General features: G+C 73.5%; 17 protein-coding genes. 7 read left to right on the top strand and 10 right to left on the bottom strand.

Annotation, left to right across the window (positions count from 1 at the left end; genetic code table 11):
• Positions 1-3: 3 nt before the first annotated feature.
• Both IE106_RS07160 and IE106_RS07155 read right to left on the bottom strand, forming a co-directional pair.
• The gene (locus IE106_RS07160) at positions 4-1,875 is read right to left on the bottom strand and encodes a lasso peptide isopeptide bond-forming cyclase (RefSeq protein ID WP_189530989.1); all 1,872 of its coding nucleotides are present in this window, start codon (positions 1,873-1,875) and stop codon (positions 4-6) included.
• A gap of 130 nt (positions 1,876-2,005) precedes the next feature.
• Positions 2,006-2,113 carry a keywimysin-related RiPP gene (locus IE106_RS07155; protein ID WP_164551888.1) on the bottom strand — a complete coding sequence of 36 codons (108 nt, stop codon included), beginning with the start codon at positions 2,111-2,113 and terminating at the stop codon, positions 2,006-2,008.
• A gap of 782 nt (positions 2,114-2,895) precedes the next feature.
• Between IE106_RS07155 and IE106_RS07150 the strand changes: the two genes are divergently transcribed.
• From IE106_RS07150 to IE106_RS07140, 3 genes are all read left to right on the top strand, one after another.
• Positions 2,896-4,098, top strand: coding sequence for an NAD(P)/FAD-dependent oxidoreductase (locus tag IE106_RS07150; RefSeq protein WP_189530987.1), 1,203 nt, complete (start codon positions 2,896-2,898; stop codon positions 4,096-4,098).
• Between the two features lie 22 nt (positions 4,099-4,120).
• Complete coding sequence (locus IE106_RS07145; protein WP_189530985.1) at positions 4,121-5,077, top strand: sigma-70 family RNA polymerase sigma factor; 957 nt, start codon at positions 4,121-4,123, stop codon at positions 5,075-5,077.
• A 1,280-nt stretch (positions 5,078-6,357) separates the two neighbouring features.
• Positions 6,358-6,765, top strand: a complete 408-nt coding sequence (locus tag IE106_RS07140) for a hypothetical protein (RefSeq protein ID WP_189530983.1) — start codon at positions 6,358-6,360, stop codon at positions 6,763-6,765.
• Positions 6,766-7,010: 245 nt separating this feature from the next.
• Here IE106_RS07140 and IE106_RS07135 read toward each other — a convergent pair whose 3' ends face one another.
• Positions 7,011-7,502: a YflT domain-containing protein gene (locus IE106_RS07135; protein ID WP_189530982.1), complete on the bottom strand. Its 492-nt coding sequence runs from the start codon at positions 7,500-7,502 to the stop codon at positions 7,011-7,013.
• 251 nt (positions 7,503-7,753) lie between these two features.
• Between IE106_RS07135 and IE106_RS07130 the strand changes: the two genes are divergently transcribed.
• The gene (locus tag IE106_RS07130; protein WP_189530979.1) at positions 7,754-8,185 is read left to right on the top strand and encodes a hypothetical protein; all 432 of its coding nucleotides are present in this window, start codon (positions 7,754-7,756) and stop codon (positions 8,183-8,185) included.
• A 154-nt stretch (positions 8,186-8,339) separates the two neighbouring features.
• On the opposite strand, the gene IE106_RS07125 is transcribed toward IE106_RS07130, so the two are convergent.
• From IE106_RS07125 to IE106_RS07115, 3 genes are all read right to left on the bottom strand, one after another.
• Positions 8,340-8,819: a hypothetical protein gene (locus IE106_RS07125; RefSeq protein ID WP_189530978.1), complete on the bottom strand. Its 480-nt coding sequence runs from the start codon at positions 8,817-8,819 to the stop codon at positions 8,340-8,342.
• Positions 8,816-10,675, bottom strand: coding sequence for a glycoside hydrolase family 15 protein (locus tag IE106_RS07120; protein ID WP_189530976.1), 1,860 nt, complete (start codon positions 10,673-10,675; stop codon positions 8,816-8,818). The genes IE106_RS07125 and IE106_RS07120 overlap by 4 nt, the downstream gene beginning before the upstream one ends.
• Positions 10,676-10,863: 188 nt before the next feature.
• Positions 10,864-11,301: a hypothetical protein gene (locus tag IE106_RS07115; protein WP_189530974.1), complete on the bottom strand. Its 438-nt coding sequence runs from the start codon at positions 11,299-11,301 to the stop codon at positions 10,864-10,866.
• Positions 11,302-11,385: 84 nt separating this feature from the next.
• On the opposite strand from IE106_RS07115, the gene IE106_RS07110 reads away from it, so the two are divergent.
• Positions 11,386-12,090, top strand: a complete 705-nt coding sequence (locus IE106_RS07110) for a helix-turn-helix transcriptional regulator (RefSeq protein WP_373295917.1) — start codon at positions 11,386-11,388, stop codon at positions 12,088-12,090.
• 179 nt (positions 12,091-12,269) lie between these two features.
• Here IE106_RS07110 and IE106_RS07105 read toward each other — a convergent pair whose 3' ends face one another.
• The 3 genes from IE106_RS07105 to IE106_RS07095 all read right to left on the bottom strand — a co-directional run bounded on the left by IE106_RS07105 (position 12,270) and on the right by IE106_RS07095 (position 17,349).
• Positions 12,270-15,662 (bottom strand): GDSL-type esterase/lipase family protein, encoded by a 3,393-nt coding sequence (locus tag IE106_RS07105; protein ID WP_189530970.1) that lies wholly within the window; start codon positions 15,660-15,662, stop codon positions 12,270-12,272.
• Between the two features lie 212 nt (positions 15,663-15,874).
• Positions 15,875-16,531 carry a hypothetical protein gene (locus IE106_RS07100; protein ID WP_189530968.1) on the bottom strand — a complete coding sequence of 219 codons (657 nt, stop codon included), beginning with the start codon at positions 16,529-16,531 and terminating at the stop codon, positions 15,875-15,877.
• Positions 16,528-17,349, bottom strand: a complete 822-nt coding sequence (locus IE106_RS07095; protein WP_189530965.1) for an ATP-binding cassette domain-containing protein — start codon at positions 17,347-17,349, stop codon at positions 16,528-16,530. Before IE106_RS07095 ends, IE106_RS07100 begins: the two co-directional genes overlap by 4 nt.
• Before the next feature lie 427 nt (positions 17,350-17,776).
• Between IE106_RS07095 and IE106_RS07090 the strand changes: the two genes are divergently transcribed.
• On the top strand, positions 17,777-18,607 hold the full coding sequence (locus tag IE106_RS07090; protein WP_189530963.1) for a glycoside hydrolase domain-containing protein: 831 nt from the start codon (positions 17,777-17,779) through the stop codon (positions 18,605-18,607).
• A 420-nt stretch (positions 18,608-19,027) separates the two neighbouring features.
• On the opposite strand, the gene IE106_RS07085 is transcribed toward IE106_RS07090, so the two are convergent.
• A complete protein-coding gene (locus tag IE106_RS07085) occupies positions 19,028-19,744 on the bottom strand; it encodes a TetR/AcrR family transcriptional regulator C-terminal domain-containing protein (protein ID WP_189530961.1) in 717 nt (238 codons plus the stop codon).
• Positions 19,745-19,841: 97 nt separating this feature from the next.
• On the opposite strand from IE106_RS07085, the gene IE106_RS07080 reads away from it, so the two are divergent.
• Positions 19,842-21,527, top strand: coding sequence for a CocE/NonD family hydrolase (locus tag IE106_RS07080; protein ID WP_189530958.1), 1,686 nt, complete (start codon positions 19,842-19,844; stop codon positions 21,525-21,527).
• Positions 21,528-21,713: the final 186 nt, after the last annotated feature.

Here is a 21,713-nt window from a genome sequence, read left to right as displayed (position 1 = left end):
GGTTCACCTCTCCTCGTGTTTGCCGCCGACCGGGCGGGGTGCCGTCTCCCGTGAGCGCAGCCACACCTCACAGGCGACGGTGGGGTGCAGCAGGTAGCTCTCCGTCTCCGCCGAAAGGGCGCGGCGGCACCATTCGCGCAGGACGCGTTCGTCGACCAGGCCGAGCCGGGCCAGTCGGGACTCCTCGCACAGCGCCAACAGGGCCGGGCGGTGCTCCCGCAGGCCGGCCTCCTCCTCAAGGGTGGCGTTCGCCTTGGTGCCGCGGGTGCGGACCGCCTCGGGCACGATGCCGCGCATGGCCTCGACGATGAGGGGCTTGTAGCGCCAGGGGGTGATCCGCTCCTGTGGCCGGACGGCGAGGGCCGCCTCGATGACGCGGGCGTCGTAGTAGGGGGCGGAGACGGTGATCCCGAGTGGGGCGGCCATCTGCCCGATGTGCCGGGTCCACTGCGAGATGCCGTCCATCGCGACCAGTTCGCGGTGTTCGCCGTGCCCCCTGCCCCGGGGTTCGACGGCGGACGGGCCGGTGCGCAGGAGTTCGCGGGCCGCCGCGACGGCGTCCGCCGTGGCCCAGGGCGGCATCCGCGGCGGTACCGCCCAGTCGAGCAGCGGCTCGTCGGCGGCGACCGGGGGTTCCGTCAGGTCGCGGGCCGTCCGCTCGGTCCAGGCGCGGTAGGGGCGCCGGTCCAGGAGCTGGCGCAGCACCGCCCGTCGGGTCCACTGGTACTTGGCGGCGTACCCCCGGGCCGAGCGCAGTGCGACGAGGGGGTGGGTGAGCACCAGCGCGTGCAGCCGGGCGGGTGCTCCGGCCAGGAGTTCGTCACCGCCCAGGCCGGTGAGGTGCAGGCCGGAACCTCGGGCCGCGGCCAGCTCCACGATGCCCATGCGGCGGTTGCGGTCGACGGTGAGGATGCTGGGGGTGTCCAGGACGTCGTCGAGCGTGTCGATCCCGTCGAACGTCATGGCCACGTCGCCGGCCGGTACGACGTGGTGTTCCACGCCGCCCAGGGCTTGGACGGTGCGGCCGGCCCAGTGCACGTCGTCGCCGGCCTCGTCGTGGAGGGCGGCGGTGTAGGCGACGACTTCGGCGTCGCCGCGCACCGCGGCGCAGTACACCGCCGTGGAGTCCAGGCCGCCCAGGTCCGACGTCACCAGGTCCCGGCCTCGGGTGCGCACCTCCACCGCTTCGACGAGCGCGTCCCTCAGGCGCCCGGCGCCCTCGGCCAGAGGGACGACGGGGTCGGGCGGCGACCACCAGCGCGTGGTGCGGGTGCGCCCGTCGGGGAGCAGGGTCAGGTGGTGGCCGCCCGGCAGTGCGTGCAGTCCCCGCCACAGGGGGGCGCCCGCCCAGGGGTACGGCACTCCCAGGGTGAGCAGTTCGAGGGCGATGCGGCGCTCGTCGAGTCCGACACCGACCAGTTCGGCGAGGACGTCGGCCCGGTCGCAGGCCACGCCCACCCTTTCGGAGCCGGGCGGTGCCGTCTCGGTGTGGAAGACGCGCCGCAGCTCGACGACGGAGCCCCGCACCCGGACCCGGCCGGCTCCGCTGGCGATCAGGTGGAAGCTGCCGGCCCAGTCGGCGGCGTGGTCCAGTGCCTCCAGGGAGCGGGCGCGGGTCACCGCAGCGGCGGCCCGTTCGGCGTCCCGCGCAGTGGCGGCGTGCTCGCCGGTCACCGCGACACGGGTGCCTTCGTGTTCCCCCACCACCATGGCCCGCAGCGCCCAACGCCCCACGATCCAGGGCCTTCCCGAGGCGTGGCGCAGGTGCCGTGACGCGTGGGCGAGGGCCTTGGCGGCGAGGGGGGCCGCCGCGTCGGTGTCGGGAAGGACGACGAACCAAGCGGGCACGGCCTGGAGTGACAAGGAGGGGTCCATGTACCTCGGCCTTCGGTCGGTTGCTCGGGCAGCGGAGCGGGTGGTGGCCGGATGCCACCACCCGCGGGGCCGGGCCGGCTCGACGGCCTGCCCGTGGGTGCGCCCGCCCGGGTGGGGCGGGCGACCTGTGTCAGAGGAATTGCTTGCCGCCGAGAACGTCCTTGGGACCGGTGTTCTTGATGCCGGTGACCTTGCGGAAGCTGCCCGCCTTCGTGAGGGTGGGACGCTCGTACGTCATGATCCTTCTCCTTCGGTTTCGAGGGTGCTGTACCCGACAGGCGCGTGTACGGTGAATCCTGCTCGGATTTCCGGAGGAAATCGCGAGCGGGGCATCTGCGCCACTTTCAAGCCAAGTGCGAAAAACTCATTACCGCAATGCCTTCGGTTGGGGCTTGAGGAGGTGCGGGCGGGGCGCGTGGGATAACTCCTGTCGACGGCTTTCTCCCTTCACGCCCCCACCCCTGTGGACGACGAGGCCGGGGAGTGCCCCTCAGGGGTGAAGGATGGCTGGGCCGTGCCCGGAGCGGGGTATGCGGAATCGAATGGCCCCCAGGGCGTCGGAGGAGGCCGCGAAGACGCTGGTGCCCTCGCCGAGGACGCGGTCGCGGGACGGCGGGGGCGCAGGGCGGATCGTGACGGGGCATCATGCGCGGCGATCGCCCGCGTGCCGGTCGGTGGCTGCTTCCGGCCGGTGCCGGCGCCCTGCTTCGGCGTCTCGGAGTCGGCCGCGCGCCGACGGTTCCCGATCCGGCTGCGGGCCGGGGCGGCGGGGGTGATGTCGGCGTGCCTTCGGCGGGCTCGCCCGCGGCCGTCTTCCGCCCGGCGCGCGATGCCGGCGCCGGGGGTGACCGGCCTCGGACCATCCCGTTCGGCTCGGCCCGCGCCCGCGCCCCGGCGTCGCGGACACCGCCGGGCGAGGCGCCACCGGGGTGTGACCCATGACACATGCGGGTTCTGTCAGCAATCGGGGCGCCGTCCCGCTCAAGCCATCGGGAACAAGCGAACCGACAGGAGCGAGACATGAAGCACCGCATCGTCGTCCTCGGCGCCGGCTACGCCGGGGCCTACGCGGCCGGGAACCTGGCCCGCCGGCTGTCCCCGGCGGACACCGAGATCACCGTGGTCAACGCCGAGCCGGACTTCGTCCAGCGGCTGAGGCTGCACCAGCTCGCGGCCGGTCAGGAGATCGAGGCTCCACGGCTCGCCGACGTCTTCGCGGGCACGGGGATACGGCTGCGCCTGGCCCGTGTCACCGCCCTCGACCCCGACCGCCGAGCCGTCGCCGTGGCCGACACCGACGGCGGTGGTGGTGAGCTCGGCTACGACACGCTTCTCTACGCGCTCGGCAGCCACGGCGCCGACCGCGGCGTCCCCGGCGTGGCCGAGCACGCCTTCGACGTCGCCGGGCGACCCTCGGCGCTGCGCCTGTGCGCGCGCCTGGACGGCCTGGGCAGGCGGGGCGGGGGCGGGAACGTGGTGGTCGTCGGCGACGGGCTGACCGGCATCGAGACCGCCACCGAGATCGCCGAGTCCCGGCCCGGCCTGTCGGTGACGCTGATCGCCCGCGGTGAGCTGGGCGCCTCGCTCTCCGCCGGGGCCCGCGACCACCTGCGCCGGGCCTGCGACCGGCTGGGCATCACCGTCCTGGAGCACAGCACCGTCGAAGCCGTCGAGGCGAAGCGGGTCCGGTGCGCCGACGGCACCGCCCTGGCGTCCGACGCGACCGTGTGGACGGCCGGGTTCGCGGTCAGCCCCATCGCCGCCGCCGGCGGGCTGGAGGTCACCGGGGAGGGCCGGATCGTCGTCGACCGCGCCATGCGGTCGGTCTCGCACCCGAACGTCCACGCCGCCGGCGACAGCGCCTACGCCATCGGCGACAACGGCCGGCCGCTGCCGATGTCCTGCGCTTCGGCCGGCCACACCGGCATGCGGGCCACGGCCACGATCGTGGGACACCTGACCGGCCGCACGGTCCCGAGCACCAGGCTGGGGTACCTGGGCAACCACATCAGCCTCGGGAGGCAGGACGGTATCCTCCAACTGGTCGACGACGAAGCGCGGGCGAAGCCGCAGTACGTCGGCGGGTGGAGGGCCGCGCGGATCAAGGCGGGCGTCCTCAGGATGTCGCTGTGGACCACCTCGCACCCGACCTTCGGCCTGCCCAAGCGCAAGCATCGCCTGGCCGCCGTGCAGGAGGCGTCCGCCGAGAGGGCGGCCGCGTGACCGCCTCGTGAGGACTTTTCGCGTGGACACCACCGCCATGGATCGTTTCGACGTCGGCCGGTTCGAGGCCTGCCGCAACCGGCTGGCCTCGCTGGCGTACCGGTTGCTGGGCTCCGCCGCCGACGCCGAGGACGCCGTGCAGGATGCCTTCCTGCACTGGCAGGCCGCGGACCGGCGGCGGATCAGGGTGCCGGAGGCGTGGCTGACCAAGGTCGTCACCAACCTGTGCCTGGACCGGCTCCGCTCGGCGCAGGCCCGCCGCGAACGCACCGCCGGCGCCTGGCTGCCCGAACCGCTCCTCGACGGCGATCCGATGCTCGGCCCGGCGGACACGTTCGAGCAGCGCGAATCGGTCTCCCTGGCCGTACTGACGCTCATGGAGCGCCTGTCACCCGTCGAGCGGGCCGTCTACGTCCTGCGGGAAGCGTTCTCCCACGGTCACGCCGAGATCGCCGAGATCCTCGGCATCACCGAGTCCGCGAGCCAGCAGCACCTGCACCGGGCCCGGGAGCGGATCTCCGCCGCGCGCCGCCGCGGCAAGGACGAAGTCGACCGGGCGTCCGCCCGGAGGATCGTCGAGGAGTTCCTCGCCGCCGCCTCCTCAGGGCGCACCGAACGGCTGGTCGCGTTGCTCACCGACGACGCGACCGCGATCTCCGACGGCGCCGGTCTGGCCGGGAGGCTGCTGCGGTTCGACACCGCGCAGCGTGTCGCCGCCGTCGCACGGGCCGGCTTCAAGCCCACCCCCGCGAAACGGCGACTCGCCGGTGGCACGCCCGCCGTCCACTACGCGCTCGTCAACGGGGCTCCCGCCGTCCTCTTCGTACTCGGCGACCGGGTCATCGGCACCGTGGCGTTCGACATCGCCGACGACGGGATCACAACCGTGCGCGGCATCGCCGCCCCCGCCCGCCTCGTCCGCCTCACCGAGGCCTGGCGGCAGCGGGAACCGGACGCGCCGCTCGTCGCCGCGTGGTGACCCGACGCCGGCCGCGGCCGGGCGCGGCGCCCGCGTCCGGTTCGCGTCCCGCCCCCCCGGGCGCCGAACGCCCCGCCCCGGCCGCCCGGTGGCCGGGGCGGGCGTGGAGCGGGCCGCCCGGGCCGGTGAGTGGCGGCGCCGGACACATACGTCCCGGACGTGCCCGCGCTCCGGCCGCCCGGCGGTTCCTGGACGCACGGCCCGGCTCCTCCACCGGGGTCGGATGGCGGGGGTCTTCTCGGTGGAGGTCTCCCCCGTACCGCCGAGCGCCCTGGAGGGTGCCGGTGTCGCGTGCTGCTCGGGTGAGGGGGAGGCCGGTGGGCACTGCCCGCCGGCGCGGGGAGACCGCGGACCACGATCAACACGCGGGCGTCCCCGGGCCGTTGGAAGCCGCTTCCCCGATGGTTCCCGGGACGATCGCCACGGAGAACGACATCACGGTGAGCGACGTCCGGGAGTGCCTCACCCCCGATGAGTGGGAGGCGGCCCTCGGGCCGCCGGAGGAAACGGGTGACGTTCATCCACTCCCGCTCGGCTTCCGGGAAACCCTGGCCACCGCGACCGAACGGATGCGGCTGGAAAAGAGCGCGGTCTGGCGCCGTCGGCACGGCTACGACACCCGTCACGGGACTTCCCGGACCGACCTCACCGTCCGCCCGGCCACCGGAGCGCGGCGGCAGACGCCGATCCCGGTGGCGGCGTCCTGCGCCCGATGGGGGACATCGGCAACGGGACCGCGGCCGGCGAACCGGCTCCTGGGATCGTCCGGTCCAGGGGGGGAGTTCATGCCCTTCCCGAAGCCCGGCGGACAGGCTCCGGTGTGACTCGCGCCCCTGAACCCTTCGCAGTGGCAGCGTCTTCGGCCCGGTCGGCCAGATGAGCACCACGCATGAGGACCAGTCTGTGGCACGCCCGGCAGTCGTCTTGGAGGTTCGGCGGCCCCGGCCACATCCCCCGCACGAGAGCGAGCGCAGCCAGCTCGTGCCGTCGGCGCGGAGAGGGCCCGCCGCGCGTGAACCCCCACACCAACACCCAATAATAGCATTATCACTAATAAATTCTATTCACGCTTTCCAGCGACCACGGGAAGGGATATTCCCCTCTTCCATGCGTTGGGATTGCGCCAAAGGGCGGACTAATCTGACCAGCGGTCAGCGCCCCCGTCGCAAGGCGGGGGAAACGAAGAGGGCCCTGTCCGGGGCGCTCGGCGGCCAGTCATCCGAAGTGCTTCCATCAATCCGTTTCCCCGCCGCAAGCCGGCGGGAAGAAGGAGAGGCACCATGTCCAAGCTCTCGCACATTGCTGCAACCGCAGGTCTTGTCGCCGCGCTGGCGGGGGGCGTCACGGCCCCCAGCGCCGTGGCGGAAACCACCAACCAGCGCAGTTACGAGTGCGTCAACTGGGGTGGCGGTCCCGACCACAAGGTGGACTGCTCCGACTTCATCGACGTCGGCGGCGTCAACATCGGTGACATCAACGTCGTCATCTTCAACGACAAGGTGCTGAGCGGCAACCAGATCTCCGTCCTGGAGAAGTCGCTCAACAACGTGGAAGTCAACGTCGTCGACCTGACGCTCTACCTCAAGAACCTGGAGGTGTCGGTGGTCAACGTGTACAAGAGCTTCAACATCAACCTCTCGGCCGCGAACATCAACACCTGCGCCAAGGCCAAGAACGTGTGCGTCTGACCTTCTGACAGCCGGGTGCGGCGGCCTGACCGCCGCGCCCTCCGGGGGAGCCGGTACACCACCGGCTCCCCCTCTTCTCTTTTGCTCCCGCTTCCTTCACCGGGCCCATGGCAGGACGCACGGACACGGCGGGGCCGCTCCTCTCCCCGAGTACCGCGTGTCCTCGATGAGAGGTCCGGTGATGCGGAGGCGGGGGGTGGAGACGCCCGCCTCCGGGGGCTTCGGGGCTCGTACGGGGCGGGCGCTCAGCCCGAGACCGCCGGGCGGGAGTCGTGGAGGATCGCCCGTGCCCGCTCGGCCTGTCCGCCGCGCGCGATCACGTCGTACCTCGTCGCCGCCAGGCTGCGGACGGAGGAGAAGTCCCGGCGGCCGCCCGTCGCGGCGTGCCCGACGTAGCCGAACACGGCGCCCCACACGGCGCCGATGAGGACGCCGCCGAGCAGCAGGCCCAGCCAGGCCGGGCCCGGGGTGAACAGGCCCACCAGGAGGCCGATGAACAGGCCGAACCAGGCGCCGCTGGCCGCGCCCCCGGCCGCCGCCATGCCCTTGGTGAGCCGGCCGGTGACGTGCTCCACCAGGCGCAGACCCGACCCCACGATGTCGATGTTCTCGACGGGGAACTCCTCGTCGGAGAGGCGGTCGACGGCCGCTTGTGCCTCCTCGTACGAGTCGTAGCTCGCGACGGTGTTCCACGCGGCGCTGACGGGGTCCAGCGGCTCGGGGTCGAGATTCGTCATGTTCGCTCCTCCGACTTCGCTCACTCACTACCGGATTTCCCGGAACGCCTCTCCACCCCTCGGTGTTTCACTCCTGCGACCGCCCGACCGCCCGACCCGGCGGGGCGGGGCGGCGACGGACGTATCGGGACGCGGCTCGGCGCCGGGCTGTCCACGACGGTGTGTCCCCGTCGTGATGCGCGACCCGGGACCACCTCGGCGCCGGTACCGGGGCGCGTACCGGAAGTGGATCATGCGCGTAGGGTGTCGGCATGTCGCTGAGTCGCATCGTCCTCCTGTCCGGTCGTCCGATCGAGCTCACCGAGTTGCGGATGTCCTCGACCTACGGGGGGATGCTGGAGGGCTACCCGTGCAAGTTCGTCAACGACATGAAGGTCAGGGGCCTCCTGCAGGAGGCCGAACGTGCTTTTCCCTCCGCGCCCGTCCACCTCGTTGCGCCCTCCCGCGCGTACCCCGACCAGAGCGCCGGCGCCTTCGGCCCCGTCGAGGTGCTGCCTTCCGTGGCTTGCATCGGCGTCTTCCGCTCGGCGGCGGTCGCTCCCGAGCTCGACCCGGTGCTGCACCGTTCCGCCCTCACCGTGGTCTGGTTCCAGTCCGCCCCGGACGTCCCATCTGGCGAAGACGCCGATCCCGCGCTCCGCGGCGTGCGCTGGGAGGACCTGGCCCGGGACGACGAGCTCTAGCGACGAGCGCCGGTCACGGCCACGCGTTGACGACCGCGGTGAGGGCGGTCGCCGCGAGTGTGTCGTAGTGGGTGGCGGTGGTGCGGTGTCCCCCAGGTGGTCGATCCCGCCCTCGACCGCATGGCGCTCGCGGGGGCCGACCGGGCGCAGGGCGTCAGGGCATCGACGTGAAGCCGCCGACGATCGCCCCGTACCCGACGTGGGCCAGGACGGTGACCACGGGAGTCCCGGGTCCGTAGTTGCGCATCAGGAAGCCCGGAGGTTCCAGCAGCGCCGTCTGCGGGGCACTGGTCAGGGGACTGCCCATGCGCGGATGGACGAGCGGCAGCAGGATGTTGACCAGCGCCGTGCCGGCGAACAGGCCGTGCGCGAGTCCGAACAGGGCGCCCAGCCACCAGCCCGCCCGGTCGATGGCGACGAAGACGGCGAAGTAGACGAACGCGAAGACCTGCCCGTCGAGGAAGTGGATCAGGTAGCCGAGGGCCTTGGCGCGGGTGCGGTCGACGGTGACCGCCGTACCGAGGAGGAACGGCAGGTCCATGCGGGTCAGCCGCAGCTCGCCGGCGGCGCGCAGCACGGTCGTCAGGGCGAGGGTGCCGACGAGGGCCCCGGCGGCGGTTCCCCACGCGTTCACCGCACGGTGTCCCTGCTCGCGGCGGTGATGGCGCAGGCGGCGCTGATCAGCGCGAGGTGGCTCAGGCCCTGGGGCAGGTTCCCCAGGAACTCGCCGGTGGCGGGGTCGATCTCCTCGCTGTAGAGGCCGACGTCGTTGGCCAGCCCGACCAGTTCGTCCATCAGCTCGACGGCCCGCGCCGGGCTGCCGGTGCGGGCGAGGGCTTCGGCGAGCCAGAAGGAGCAGGCGAGGAAGGCCCCTTCGCCGCCGGCGAGACCGTCCTCCCCCGTGTACCGGTCGACGTAGGGGCCGTGCCGCAGGTGGCGTTCCAGGGCGCTGACGGTGGCCCGCACGCGGTGGCCGTCGCCGCCGTATCCGTAGAGGTGGCCCAGCAGGACGGCGGCGTCCAGGTCGTCGCCGTCGGCGGCGCGTGTGTAGCTGCCGCGGCGGTGCGAGAAGCAGCGGGTCTCGACGAACGCGGTGATCGCGTCGCGCGCGTCGTGCCAGCGGTCGAGGTGCCGGTCGGGGATCAGGCCGCGTTCGGCGAGGTCGGCGGCGCGGTCGAGGGCGACCCAGCACATCATCTTCGACTGGGTGAAGTGCCGGGGCGGGCTGCGGACCTCCCAGATGCCCGCGTCGGGCTCCTGCCAGGCCGTGCAGACCAGGTCGGCCAGCTCGGCGAGGCGGCGGGCGACGTCGGCGTCCAGGCGGCCGGTGGCCCGCGCGTACTGCCAGGCCGTCTGCATCAGCTCCCCGTGGGTGTCGAGCTGGAGCTGCGTGACCGCGGCGTTGCCGACGCGGACCGGCCCCGAGCCCCGGTAGCCCTCCCAGGGCAGGGTCTCCTCCGGGGTGCGGTGCCCGCCGTCCAGCCGGTACAGCACGTTCAGGGACGGGTGGGTCAGCTGGGAGGCGTGCATCAGCCACCAGAAGTAGGCGTGCGCCTCCGCCGGGCACCCCAGGCGCAGGAACGCGGCCAGCGCGAGGGCGGAGTCGCGCACCCAGGAGAAGCGGTAGTCCCAGTTCCGCTCGCCGCCGATCTCCTCCGGCAGCGAGGTCGTCACCGCCGCCGCGACGGCGCCGGAAGGGGCATGGACCAGCAGCTTCAGCGTCAGCAGGCTGCGCATCACCGCCTGGTGCCAGCGCCCGGCGTACCGGCGGTCGTACGTCCAGGCCCGCCAGGCCGCGCACGTGGCGTCCAGCCGTTCCTCGCACTCGGCGCGGGCCGGCAGGACCAGCGGCTCCTGGTGGGCGAACGGCATCGCGATCAGCGCGCGGCGGCCCCGGTCCAGGGTGAGGCGGCCGCTGATCGTCGTCGTGTCGTACGCGGGTTCCCCGGCGTCCCAGGCGCAGACCGCGAGCGCGTCCCCTCCGGCCGTCGCCACCGGGACGCCCGCGCGTCGGCCGAGCCTCGTGGGGATCGTGCCGTAGCCGAAACGGGGTCGGACGCTCCAGCGCAGCGGCACGGAGCCGGACACCCCCTCGACGCGCCGCAGCAGCTCGCGCATCGGGGTCAGGGCCGTGTCGTCGTGGAGGGTGAGGGCGTCGGTGACCCGCACCGTGCCCCGGGCGGTGCGGAAAGTGGTCTCCAGGACGTTGGTGCCGGGCAGGTAGCGGCGCTCGCTCCGGTAGGCGACGGACGGTTCGAGCGTGAACCGTCCCCCGCGGGTGGCGTCCAGTACGGCGCCGAACACCGCGGGCGAGTCCAGGTCCGGCAGGCCCAGCCAGTCCACCGACCCGTCCCGGGCGACCAGGGCCGCGGTGCGGCCGTCGCCGATCACCGCGTAGTCCAGCAGCGGGGCGTAACCGCCGGGGCGCGGGCTCCCGGTCGGCGGGCCCGGGACGGTCTTTGTTCCCGCCCGGCCGATGGCGCTTCCCATGACACCACCTTCCCCCGCGGGCCGCTCACCCGCACGGCCCGCCGGCGCGGGGCGGGGCGTCGCGGCGTGCGGGCGCGCGGGGAGAGCTGCCTTCCGCGGTGCGGGGGGCCGTGGCGCCGGCGGGCCGTGCGGGTGGGGCGCCGGAGGGGCCCACCCGCCTTGTCGCCTTCCGCGGCCGGTGCCCGCCGTCAGTGGGACGGCTGCTCGCCGTGGTAGCGCCGGGCGAGCCGGGCGAGGGCGACCGCGCCGAGCAGGAGCCCGAAGTCACGCAGCGCGATGTCGTAGTACCCGGGGACGGTCAGCAGGTCGACGATGATGCCGGCCAGCCAGCCGGCCACCAGCCAGCCCCCGAAGCGGGGGGCGAGAGCGACGGCGATGCCCGCGATGATCTCGATGACGCCCACGGCGTACAGGGCCGCCTGGGCGCTGCCCGGAACGAGGTCGTCGATCCACGGCGCGAGGTAGACCGGCCAGTCCGCGAGCAGGTTGGCGAACTTGTCCAGGCCGAACAGGACCGGCGCCACGACGAAACCGGTGCGCAGGACGAGGAACGCCTGGTAGCCGGGGTCGGCGAGGACGGCCCGGCCGCGGACGGCGGACGTGGGGGTGGTGGTTGCGGACGACATGACACCCTTCCTTCTATCGGCAACTCTTACTGGCAATAGAAGCACTCACCCCTTCTTTGGTCAATGACTTTGGGTTTTACACTGGTGTTCATGGACCACCCGAAAGAGGCACCCCGTCCCGGCGTCTCCGCCGTGGCCGCCCTGGACGAGCCGACCCGGAGGAGGCTGTACGACCACGTCGTGCGCCAGCCGGGTCCGGTCGGTCGCGACGAGGCCGCCGAGGCCCTGGGCCTCGCCCGGAAGACCGCGGCCTTCCACCTGGACCGGCTGGCGGACGAATCGCTGCTCGACGTCGTCTACGAACGGCGCAGCGGCCGTACCGGTCCGGGAGCCGGCCGTCCCGCCAAGCTCTACAAGCGCTCCGGCACGGAGGTCGCCGTCAGCCTGCCCGAGCGGCGCTACGAGCTGGCCGGGCGGCTCCTCGCCCAGGTACTGGAGGAATCCGAGGCCACGGGTGAACCGGTGCGGGCGGTCCTGCACCGAAAGGCCCACGAGCTGGGGACGCAGCTCACCGGACCGGAGCAGACGGACGTCTTCGGCCTGCTGGAAGGCCACGGGTTCGAACCCCGCCACGACGGCGACACCGTCGTCCTGGGCAACTGCCCCTTCCACGCGCTCGCGCGCGACCACACACAGACCGTGTGCGGCATGAACCTCCACCTGCTCCGCGGCGTGCTGGAAGGGCTCGGCGAGAACGGCCTCCAGGCGTGCCTGGAGCCCGGCCCCGGCCACTGCTGCGTCCGCCTCCGGCCGGCGCCCTCGGCGCCCGCGAGCGCGCGGCGTCCCTGAGCCCCGCCCACGCGGAGGACGTCATGGGCTCCGCCCCGGCGGGTCCCCGTGGCCGTACGGACATGCGGTCGTGCGGTCGTGCGTGAACGGGAGGGCGACGGCCTGACGGACCCCGGCATGCCGGGGTCCGTCAGGTCCGGGTACCGGACCGGTGTCCCTGCGGGTGGGCCCGGCGGGCGTCAGATGCGGACGCGGGCGGCCGGGCTGCCGGTGCCGGTGGCGATGACCCCGAGGCCCTTCCAGTCCGCCGTCGCACCGGCCCCGGTGATGTTGTCGTAGGCGGTCAGCGCGCCGTCGGGGGCGAGGACGAGGTAGTCGGCGCGGGCGTCGCCGGTGACGTCGCCGAAGCGGACCTGGTCGCCCGTCCACTGCGAGGAGCCGGAGGCGACGTAGCCCCGGCCGTCCCACGCGACCGTGCCGTCCGCGGTGGTGGTGTTGACGTACGCCTGGATCGCGCCGTTGCCGGCGACGATGAGGTAGTCGGCCTTGGTGTCGCCGCCGACGTCGGCGAACCGGACGTCCTCGGCGGTCCACCGGTCCGAACCGGTGGCCACGGTCCCCTGGTCGCTCCACTTGACCGCGCCGGTGACCGTGGTGGTGTGGAGGAAGGCACGGACCGCGCCGCGGTCGGACACGACGAGGTAGTCGGCCTTGGCGTCGCCGCCGATGTCGGCGAAGCGGACCTGCGTACTGTTCCAGGCGGTGGAGCCGGAGGCGATGGTGCCGAGGTCCCGCCAGCCGCCGCGCCCGTCGCCGCCCTCGTTGACGAACGCGCGCACGGCGCCGTTGGGGGCGAGGACGAGGTAGTCGGCGCGGGCGTCGCCGCCGACGTCGGCGAAGCGGACCTGGTCCCCGGTCCACTGGGCGGAGCCGGTGGCGATGACGCCCTGGGCGGCCCACTTCACCGTGCCGTCGGCGGCCGTGGAGCCGGTCCAGGCGCGGACGGCGCCGTTGTCCTCGACGACGAGGTAGTCCGAGCGCCCGTCGCCGTCGACGTCGACGCGGTAGTCGCCGGTCACCGTCGGGCTCCCCGTGCCGGGCGGGGCCGGCTTGACGGTGACGTTCTCGTCGATCCACTTGTTGCGGGCGGCGGTGACGACGCCGCCGTGGAAGGTGCCCGCCATCTTCAGGTAGCCCCGGTCGTTGGGGTGGAGGTCGTCGTCGAGGTCCGCCACCGTCAGCGTGCTCATGCTGACCTGGGTGATGCGGTAGCCGCGCCGGGCGCGGTCGGCGACGATGCCGGGGATGGCCCGGTTGTACGCGTTCACCCGGGCCTGCACGGTCCGGTCGGCCGCCGGTACGAGGGAGGCGACGACGATCGCCGTGTTCGGCGAGGAGCCGTGGATCTGGTCGATCAGACCCGCCAGGCGCTGCGGGGCGGTGTCCACCTGGTGGTCGCGGTTCATGTCGTTGGTGCCGATGTGCAGCAGGACCAGGTTGGGCTTGGCCTGTTCCATCCAGCGCTCGACGTTCGCGGAGATCTGGTCGATGCGCCAGCCGGAGTGCCCCTCGTGGCGGGTGCCGTCGGCGTCCTGCATCGAGCCGACGAACCGCACGTCCGGGGCGTCCTGGGCGAGCATCTGCGCCAGCGCGGGCCGGTAGCCGGTGCGGGTGCCGCTGCCCACGCCCAGGGTGATGGAGTCACCCAGCGGCATCACGGCGAGCTTCTTCAACTCGTCGTGCGGGGGCGGCGGTTCCCCCGGCAGGCCCGGGACGGTGTCCCCGGTGGGCATCAGGTGGAACCGGGTGGTGTGCTCGGGGAAGACGGTCAGGCCGGTGCCCAGGGTCGGTGAGGCGGTGGGGGCATGCCCCAGGACCGCGCCCGTGTGGGCGTTCTGGACCTGCCCGTCCACGTAGTGCCACGACAGGGTCAGCGCGGCGTCCGGCCCGCTGCCGGCGGCCGGGCAGGGCCGGGTCCGGGACTGCACGGGGAACATCAGGGGCAGGGTGGTCTCGGCGCTGAGGCAGCGGCCGGACCGGCGGTTGATCAGGTACACGCTGCCCGGGAGGGCGGACGGGCGGAGGACCCACTTCTCGTCGTCCGCGCCCGCCATGTGGTCGCGCAGGTGTCCCTCGACGACCTCGACCGCCGCGGTGTCCTCCCGCACGGACCGCTCGGTGGTGCGGTTGACGAGGTAGACGGGCTTGTCCGTGTCCACGGGGAACCCCGCGGTGTCCAGGTGGTCCAGGTCGACCGTGTGGATCGACCAGGACGCGGACGGGTCGGGGTCCACCGGCACGGGCTTGTGCATCCCCACGTTGCGGTCGTTCCCCGACATGGCGAGGCGCTGGTTGCTGGTGTTGCGGATGGTGTCGCCGTCGAAGCGCCACAGCCAGGCCTGGGCGGGAAGGGCCGGGTCCACCAGGTAGGGCTTGTCCCCCACCACGCCGTAGCTCCCGGACAGCATGAACGTCGAGGTGGCCACGTTCTGCAGCTTGAAGTAGACGTGCCCGTCCTCGAACAGGGTGTGGTCGACCGGGCGCCAGGTCTGGTTCCGCCGGCTGCCCCACACCTCTCCGTTGGGAGTGCCTCCCGGGTCTCCGGTGAGGATCCCGGCGGCGCCCGCCGCGTTGTTCTCCAGGAGGAGGGCCTCGCCCGGCTCCGCCTGGGCCCGCAGCGTCCCGCCGAACGACACCGAGAAGTGGTCGCTGCCGGAGTCGCCCCACGCCGTGCTGCCGATCGCGTAGGCGTGGTGCCAGTGCGCCTGCGGGGCGGACGTGACCATGTAGTCCAGGGTGCCCGCGCCGGGACTCGTGTGCGTGCGGGCCGGGTTGCCGTGCGCGTCGCGCGGGAAGATGACCGTGGCGCCGAGGTTCCGGATCGTGGTGCTGTTCGCCATGGTGTCCGGCTGCCGGTTGAAGTCGCCGATGACGGCCCAGTTCCAGGGCTGCCCGCCGTTCTGCCCCAGGGCGCCCACCTCGTTCGCTATCTGCTGGACCATCTCGTGGCCGAGGTTGTTCGGGGTGGCGTTCGCGTGGAAGGAGGCGTACGCCATCCGGTGGGAGTCGTCGAGGACGACCAGGGCGTTGCGCCTGCTGTTGGCGTGGTGCACGTCCAGGGCGTTCCAGGCCCGCTGCGAGGTGATCATCCCCACCGGCAGGTTGTGGGGCTCCTGCGTGCCGGAGGTCTGCAGCAGGTAGAGGTAGACCTCGCGCTGCCGGTAGGCCGTGCCCGCGTTCCAGCGGTACTCCGTGACCCTCGGGGGCAGCGCGGGGAGCTGGCCCGCTCCGCCGCGGTCCGTGAGCAGCTGCAACCGGTTGCCGGCATCGCTGCTCGGCGGGAGGGGGACCCGTTCCCCGTTCACCATGCCGTGGGGCACTTCCTGCAGGGCGATCACGTCGTGGTGCCCCGTCAGCAGCGCGATGCGCGCGTTCCAGAGCGCCCTCTGCTGCATGTTCTGGGTCGCCACCCGGATGTCCTGCGGCCGTTGCAGCGCCACCGCGTCGGTGGGCACGGCGATCACGGCGGCGAGACCGGCCAGCAGGGCCAGGACGCACCCCAGTGCCGTCCACCGGTGGCCCGCGTGGACCGAGGGCGGCCGCGCGCGTTCGGCTCTTGCGACAAAGGACAAGGGACTACCTTTCGTCGGGTCGGTCGGCAGGGTGCGCCCGTGGCCCTCGCCACGCCCGGGCCGCCGAGGGGCACGCCTCCGTCGAGTGCACCACCGGGGCCGGAGCCGTCACCAGGCGGAACCACCGGCGGAAGTACGGTCCGCGCCACTTCTGCCGGTGGATCGCGCCGCGCCCGCCCGCCCGGGCGGGCGCGGGCACACCGCCGCGGGGGTCATGCCTTTCTGCGGGTGATCGCCTGGGTGACGGCCGCCGCGGTCGCCAGCAAGCCCGTGGCGGCGGCGAGCATGAGGCTCGTGGGCACCAGGGCGGCCGACGAGTCCGGCGCGTCCTGCAGGTGAGTGAGCATGGTGCGGACCGGGGAGACGCCGTCGCCCAGCAGTACGGCCAGCAGAAGCAGCAGGGCGAGGACGAGCGCGTAGCCCTGCCGTCGGAACACCAGCCGTGAGCAGACCAGCCCGACGGCCATGCCGGTGAAGGCGCAGGTGAGTTGGGCGGCGGTCCCCAGCACGAGGTCGGCGGGGGCCGGGGAGTGGGCTCCGAGCATCAGCGGCAGCACCAGGCCGGCGGCCGTCAGCAGCAGGCACCACAGGGTGGCCGTCCCGACCGTCGCGAGCAGGACGCGCAGACGGCTGCCGGCGCTGACGACGACGATCGAGCGGTGCGGCTGGTCCTCGAGACCGACCAGTGCCGTGGTCAGCCAGACCGAACACGGCAGCAGGGCCCCGGCGACCGAGGCGTAGGTCGCGGTGAGCGGGCCGGTGTCGCTGCTGGTCAGCACGGCCACCAGGCCGAGGAACAGCAGCAGCGGCGCGAGGTAGCGCTGGGACAGCAGCAGCACCGTGGACATGTAGCGGACCAGCGCGATCACCGGACGGCCCTCCCCGCGCCGCCCCGGAAGCCGGCTTCGTCCGCCGCCCCGGTCAGGCTCACCACCGACCACCGGTGCCGCAGCGCCGTCAGCAGTACGGCGTCCGCGTGCTCCCGCGCCACCCGCAGGACGATCTCCCCGCCGCGTCGGGCGCTGTCCACCACCCCCGGCGTCCCGGACCAGTCCACCTCGATCGGCGGGGTACCGGCGGGGGGCGCGGCCAGGACCAGTTCGACCATCGGGAGGCGGCCACCGGTGTGCCGGCCGCCGTGCGGGGTGACCCGGCCGTCGCCGAGGACGTAGGCGCCGCCGGCGTGCGTCTCGGTGATCGCCTCGCGGTGGTCGGTGAAGACCACCGCACCGCCCTGTGCCGCCACCTCCCCGATGAACTCGGCGAGGACGCCGTGGGCCGAGGCGTCCAGGCCCGACCAGGGTTCGTCGAGGACCAGCAGGTCGGGCGGGACGAGCAGGGCCTGGGCGAGCGCCACCTTCTGCGCGTTGCCCTTCGACAGGGTGCGCAGCGCCGCGTTCCGCCCGCCCACCAGGGACAGCCGCTCCAGCAGGTGGTCTCCCCGGGTGCGGGCGGCGGAGGCCGACATGCCGCGGATACGCCCCAGGTGCGTGAGGTAGGAAAGGGACGAGATGCGGTCGGGGGCGGTGAAGCGGTCCGGTACGTAGCCGATGCGCGGTGGTCGGCCCGACACGCTCCCGGTGGTGGGCCGCGACAGCCCGGCGAGGATCCTCAGCAGGGTCGACTTCCCCGACCCGTTGCCGCCCACCACCGCGAGGACGTCGCCGCCCGAGACCTCCATGTCCACGTCCCTGAGGACCCACCGTCCCCCGCCGTAGCGTTTGCCGACCGCCTCACACCGTAACAACTCGACTCCTCACCGTGGCCCGCTCGCCGGCCCCTCCGGCCTGGCGGGTGTGCGTGCCGTCCAGGCTGTCAGACAGGTGAGGCCCCCTGGTGGACGGGCTCCCGGCCGAAGGACCCGTCTCCCCCGGAGACTTCGCGTGCCGTGCCTCCCCCCTCCGGCGGCGACGGGTCCGGCTCCGCCCCCGCCCTCCCGCCGTCCGTCGCCTGGAACGGCTGGGAGCGCCCGTCCGGGACGGCCGGCGGCGCGGCGCCCTCCGCACCGGCGGTGGCCCTGCCGCTCCCGGCCGTCGCGGTCCCGCCGCCACTGGGTAGGGTGGGCGGGCTCCGGAGCACCGGAGGCCGCTGTGACACGTCGTATGGGGTGGGGAATGTCGAAGCACCGGCTGTCCAGGAAGAATCGTTACATCGCCTTGGCGGTGACGGGGGCCGCCGTCGTGGCCGGGGCCGGGGTCGCGGCACAGACCTCGATGGCCGCCCCGGCGTGGCCGGCGCAGAAGACCTACACGGGCCGGGCGTTCGACGCCTGCACGGCGCCCTCGCTCACCGCGATGAAGGCGTGGAAGAAGGACGCCTACTACGGCGGCGTCGCGGTCTACGTCGGCGGCAAGAACCGCGGCTGCGCCCAGCCCAACCTGACCAAGTCCTGGGTGAAGTCGGTCGACACGCTCGGCTGGCGGGTCATCCCCCTGTACGTCGGCGCCCAGCCGCCGTGCCAGAAGAGCGGCAACAAGGAGAGGTTCACCGCGGCCACCGCGGCCTCGGTCGGGGTGAGCAACGCCAACGACGCGATCGCCAAGGCCTCGGCGCTCGGCATGAAGGCCGGCAGCCCGATCTACCTCAACATGGAGTCGTACGACATCGCCGACAAGGCGTGCAACGACGCCACCCTCGCCTACGTGCGGTCCTTCACCAAGACCCTGCGCGCCAAGACCTACCGCGCCGGCCTCTACGGCTTCAGCAGCTCCAGCGCCAAGGCGATCGCCACCGCCAAGGACCGCACGGACCTGCCGGGCAACCTCTGGTACGCCCTGTGGAACGGCCAGGAGACCACCACCAAGGACTGGCCCTGGGACCCGAAGCTGTACACCGGCCACAGCCGCGGCCACCAGTACAAGGCCAACAGCAAGGAGACCCGCGGCGGCCACACCATCAACGTCGACCGCAACGCCTGGGACGCCCCGGTCGCCATCATCGGCTGACCGGCATCCCGCGGGACGCCGTTCCCCCGGTGGCCACTGGTCGGGCCGTGCATGACGGCTCCGGCGGAACGGCCGGTGCCGGACGGTCGGTGCCGGACGGGCCGTGGACGCCGGCCCGGCGGGGCGGTGACCGGAGGCCGCCGAGGGGGCGTGGAAGGCGGCGTCGAAGGCGTCCGGGGCGGTCTCCCCCGCGCGCGGGCCGGCGGGACCGGCCCTTGCCGGAGCCCGGACCACCGGCCCGTCGGCCGGCCGGTCGTCCACGGCCTCCGCCGGCGCGGCCCCGACCCCGTACTCGCCCCCTCCCCTCCCCCGCCCTCCCGCTCGTCGACGCGTCCACGGTGGAGGGGCACCTCGACCGGCTCCCTGGGCGGAACCGGTGGGGACGGGCCGGCGGGCACCGCTCGTCCCGCGTGGGCGGGATCAGTCGGTGGCGAGGCCGTCGACCAGGCGGTCGAGGAACCGGCTGAAGGTCGCTTCGGGGGTGAGGGGGCGTCCGGGGGCGGAGAGGGCTTCCGCGAGTTCCGGGTGGCGGCCGTCGGCGGCGACGGCGGCGAGGTAGCGGGCTTCGGCTGCGCGCCGGTCGGGGGACCGTGCGGCCGCGGCCTGGGCGATCTCGTGGCCGACGTGTCCGGCCACGAAGGCGGTGAGCTGGGCGAAGACCTCCAGTCTCGCGGCGCCGTCCAGTCCGGTGGGCCGCAGTGCGGCGAGGGCGTGTTCCAGGAACGCCAGCGTGCGGGGGCCGGGGGTGCGGTGGGTCGTCAGGGCGGCGGGCAGCCAGGGGTGTCGCAGCATGAGGGCGCGCTGGTGGTGGGCCATGGCCTTCAGGTCGGCCCGCCAGTCGCCGGTGACCGCGGGGGTGGCCGGCAGTTCGCCGCCGACGTGGTCGACCATCAGCTCCAGCAGCGTCTCCTTGTCCGGAGCGTAGCTGTAGAGCGACATGACGCCGGCCCCGACCTCGGCGGCGACCCGCCGCATGGTGACCGCATCGAGTCCCTCCGCGTCCGCCAGGGCCACGGCTGCCGCCGTGATCGCCTCGCGGCTGAAGGAGGGTCTGCGGCCCCTGCGGGGTCCGGTGGCACGCAGCCAGAGCTGTTCGGGGTCGACGCCCGCGGCGCCGGGCCCTCCGTCACGGGACACGGCTCGCGCTCCTCTCCTGTTCGTCGTGGAGGTCCTTGCGTGAGACATCCAAGCATCCTCTATTCTCGTACACCGTACGGAATATAGGAGGGGAACGATGCCATCACGCACGCCCGGCACCGCGGACGGTCCTGCCTGGGTGCCACCCGCCGGCAGGCCGCCGCTATCCTCGCGCTGGGCGAGGGCCACCTGGCGGGGGCTTCCGGCCAGGCGGTACGAGGCCGGATGGGAACCGGGGCTGGTGGTACCGGCCGCCGACGGCAGCCCCCTGGTCACCGATCACTACTTCCCCCGCGCGGAGGGGGCCTTCCCCACGCTCCTGGTGCGCTCCCCCTACGGCCGGGGCGTGCCGTGGTCCCCCATGTACGGCCTGCTCTTCGCCGAACAGGGCTTCCACGTGGTCCTGCAGAGCTGCCGCGGTACCGGTGGGTCGGGCGGGGTGTTCGACCTGTGGCGCAACGAGGCCGCCGACGGACAGGCCACGGTGTCGTGGCTGCGCGGACGGCCCTGGTTCGACGGAACGCTGGGGACCGTCGGCCCCAGCTACCTGGGCTACGTGCAATGGGCCCTCGCCCTGGACCCCCCGCCGGAACTGAAGGCCATGGTGGTGCAGGTGGGACTGCACGACCCGTACGCGCTGTTCCACGCGGACGGCGTGCTGCGCTTGGAGAACGTCCTCGCCGTCGGCGCCGGGATGACCTACCAGCACCAGGGCGCGGCGCCGTTCCTGAAGGCGATGCTGCGCCTGCAGCGCCGCCTGCGCGCCGCCACCACCGCCCGCCCCCTGCGCGGAGCGTACGCGTCCGCGCTCGGCGGCCAAGTGCCCTGGGTGGACGACGTGATGGCGCACCCGGACCCCGGGGACGCGTACTGGAGCGACGCGTCGCCGGCGGAGTCGGCAAAGGGCCTCCGCGTGCCCACGACCCTGATCACCGGATGGCACGACGTACTGGTCGACCAGGCCTTCGAGCAGTACGACCGGCTGCGTCGGGCCGGCTGCCGGACCGCCCTGCTCGCCGGCCCTTGGACCCATGCCTCCGCCCTGCGGCGGGGATGGCCGCAGGTGTTCGCCGAAAGCCTCGCGTGGTTGCGCGCCCACCTGTGCGCCGACCCCTCCGGGCTGCGCCCCACCGCGGTGCGCGTGCACGTCGGCGGTACGGACACCTGGCGCGACCTCGACGCCTGGCCCCCGGCCTCCGGCACCACCGCGTGGCACCCCTCCCCGGGCGGGCACCTCACCCGGCGGTCCCCGGTGGACTCCGCGCCCGTGGCGACGTTCCGCTACGACCCGGCCGATCCCACCCCGTCCCTCGGCGGCCCCCTGCTCTCCCGCACGGCCGGCCCCCGGGACAACAGCGCCCTGGAGGCCCGAGACGACGTCCTGACGTTCACCGGCCCTCCGCTGACCGAACCCGTGGACGTCATGGGCCCCGTCTCCGCACGGCTGAGCATCTCCACGGACACCGGTCACGCCGACGTCTTCACCCGCCTGTGCGACGTGGACCCGCGGGGACGTTCGGTCAACGTCTGTGACGGGCTGGCCCGGCTTCGGACCACGGAAGGGACGCCCTCGCAGGTCACCGTGCCGATGAGTTCCACCGCCCATCGCTTCGCCACCGGTCACCGCATGCGCTGGCAGATCAGCGGCGGCGCCCATCCGCGCTACGCCCGCAACCCCGGCACCGGGCAGTCCCCGCTGGACGCCACCGTCTTCGCGCCGGTACGCATCACCCTCCACGCGGACTCGGCGCTGACGCTCCCCCACGGCTCCGGACCCGTGTGATCCCCCGGTGACCGCGGTCCGCACTCCGCACCGTCCGGCCGCACCGGCTTCCTTGGGTGGCCCCGGACGGCCCCGAGCGGTCCCGGGCGGTCCCCGTGCGGTGCTCCCCGCGGGCGCGGGGACGGTTCGGCGCGTGCTCAGCCTTCATCGGGTACTCCTCGGGGAGGCGGCACGGCGGCGGGTCTC

The sequence above is a fragment of the Streptomyces roseolilacinus genome, from assembly GCF_014649335.1.
Lineage (GTDB): Bacteria > Actinomycetota > Actinomycetes > Streptomycetales > Streptomycetaceae > Streptomyces > Streptomyces roseolilacinus.
Note: the sequence above shows the minus strand (reverse complement) of the source record. Positions and strands in the feature narration are given on the sequence as shown.

What these genes read in the sequence shown, in the direction of transcription:
- IE106_RS07080 (WP_189530958.1), top strand. Translation starts at nt 19,842, where the DNA reads ATGCCATCACGCACGCCCGGCACCGCGGACGGTCCTGCCTGGGTGCCA.
- IE106_RS07150 (WP_189530987.1), top strand. Translation starts at nt 2,896, where the DNA reads ATGAAGCACCGCATCGTCGTCCTCGGCGCCGGCTACGCCGGGGCCTAC.
- IE106_RS07120 (WP_189530976.1), bottom strand. Translation starts at nt 10,675, where the DNA reads ATGGGAAGCGCCATCGGCCGGGCGGGAACAAAGACCGTCCCGGGCCCG.
- IE106_RS07140 (WP_189530983.1), top strand. Translation starts at nt 6,358, where the DNA reads ATGTCCAAGCTCTCGCACATTGCTGCAACCGCAGGTCTTGTCGCCGCG.
- IE106_RS07135 (WP_189530982.1), bottom strand. Translation starts at nt 7,502, where the DNA reads ATGACGAATCTCGACCCCGAGCCGCTGGACCCCGTCAGCGCCGCGTGG.
- IE106_RS07155 (WP_164551888.1), bottom strand. Translation starts at nt 2,113, where the DNA reads ATGACGTACGAGCGTCCCACCCTCACGAAGGCGGGCAGCTTCCGCAAG.
- IE106_RS07115 (WP_189530974.1), bottom strand. Translation starts at nt 11,301, where the DNA reads ATGTCGTCCGCAACCACCACCCCCACGTCCGCCGTCCGCGGCCGGGCC.
- IE106_RS07090 (WP_189530963.1), top strand. Translation starts at nt 17,777, where the DNA reads ATGTCGAAGCACCGGCTGTCCAGGAAGAATCGTTACATCGCCTTGGCG.
- IE106_RS07130 (WP_189530979.1), top strand. Translation starts at nt 7,754, where the DNA reads ATGTCGCTGAGTCGCATCGTCCTCCTGTCCGGTCGTCCGATCGAGCTC.
- IE106_RS07160 (WP_189530989.1), bottom strand. Translation starts at nt 1,875, where the DNA reads ATGGACCCCTCCTTGTCACTCCAGGCCGTGCCCGCTTGGTTCGTCGTC.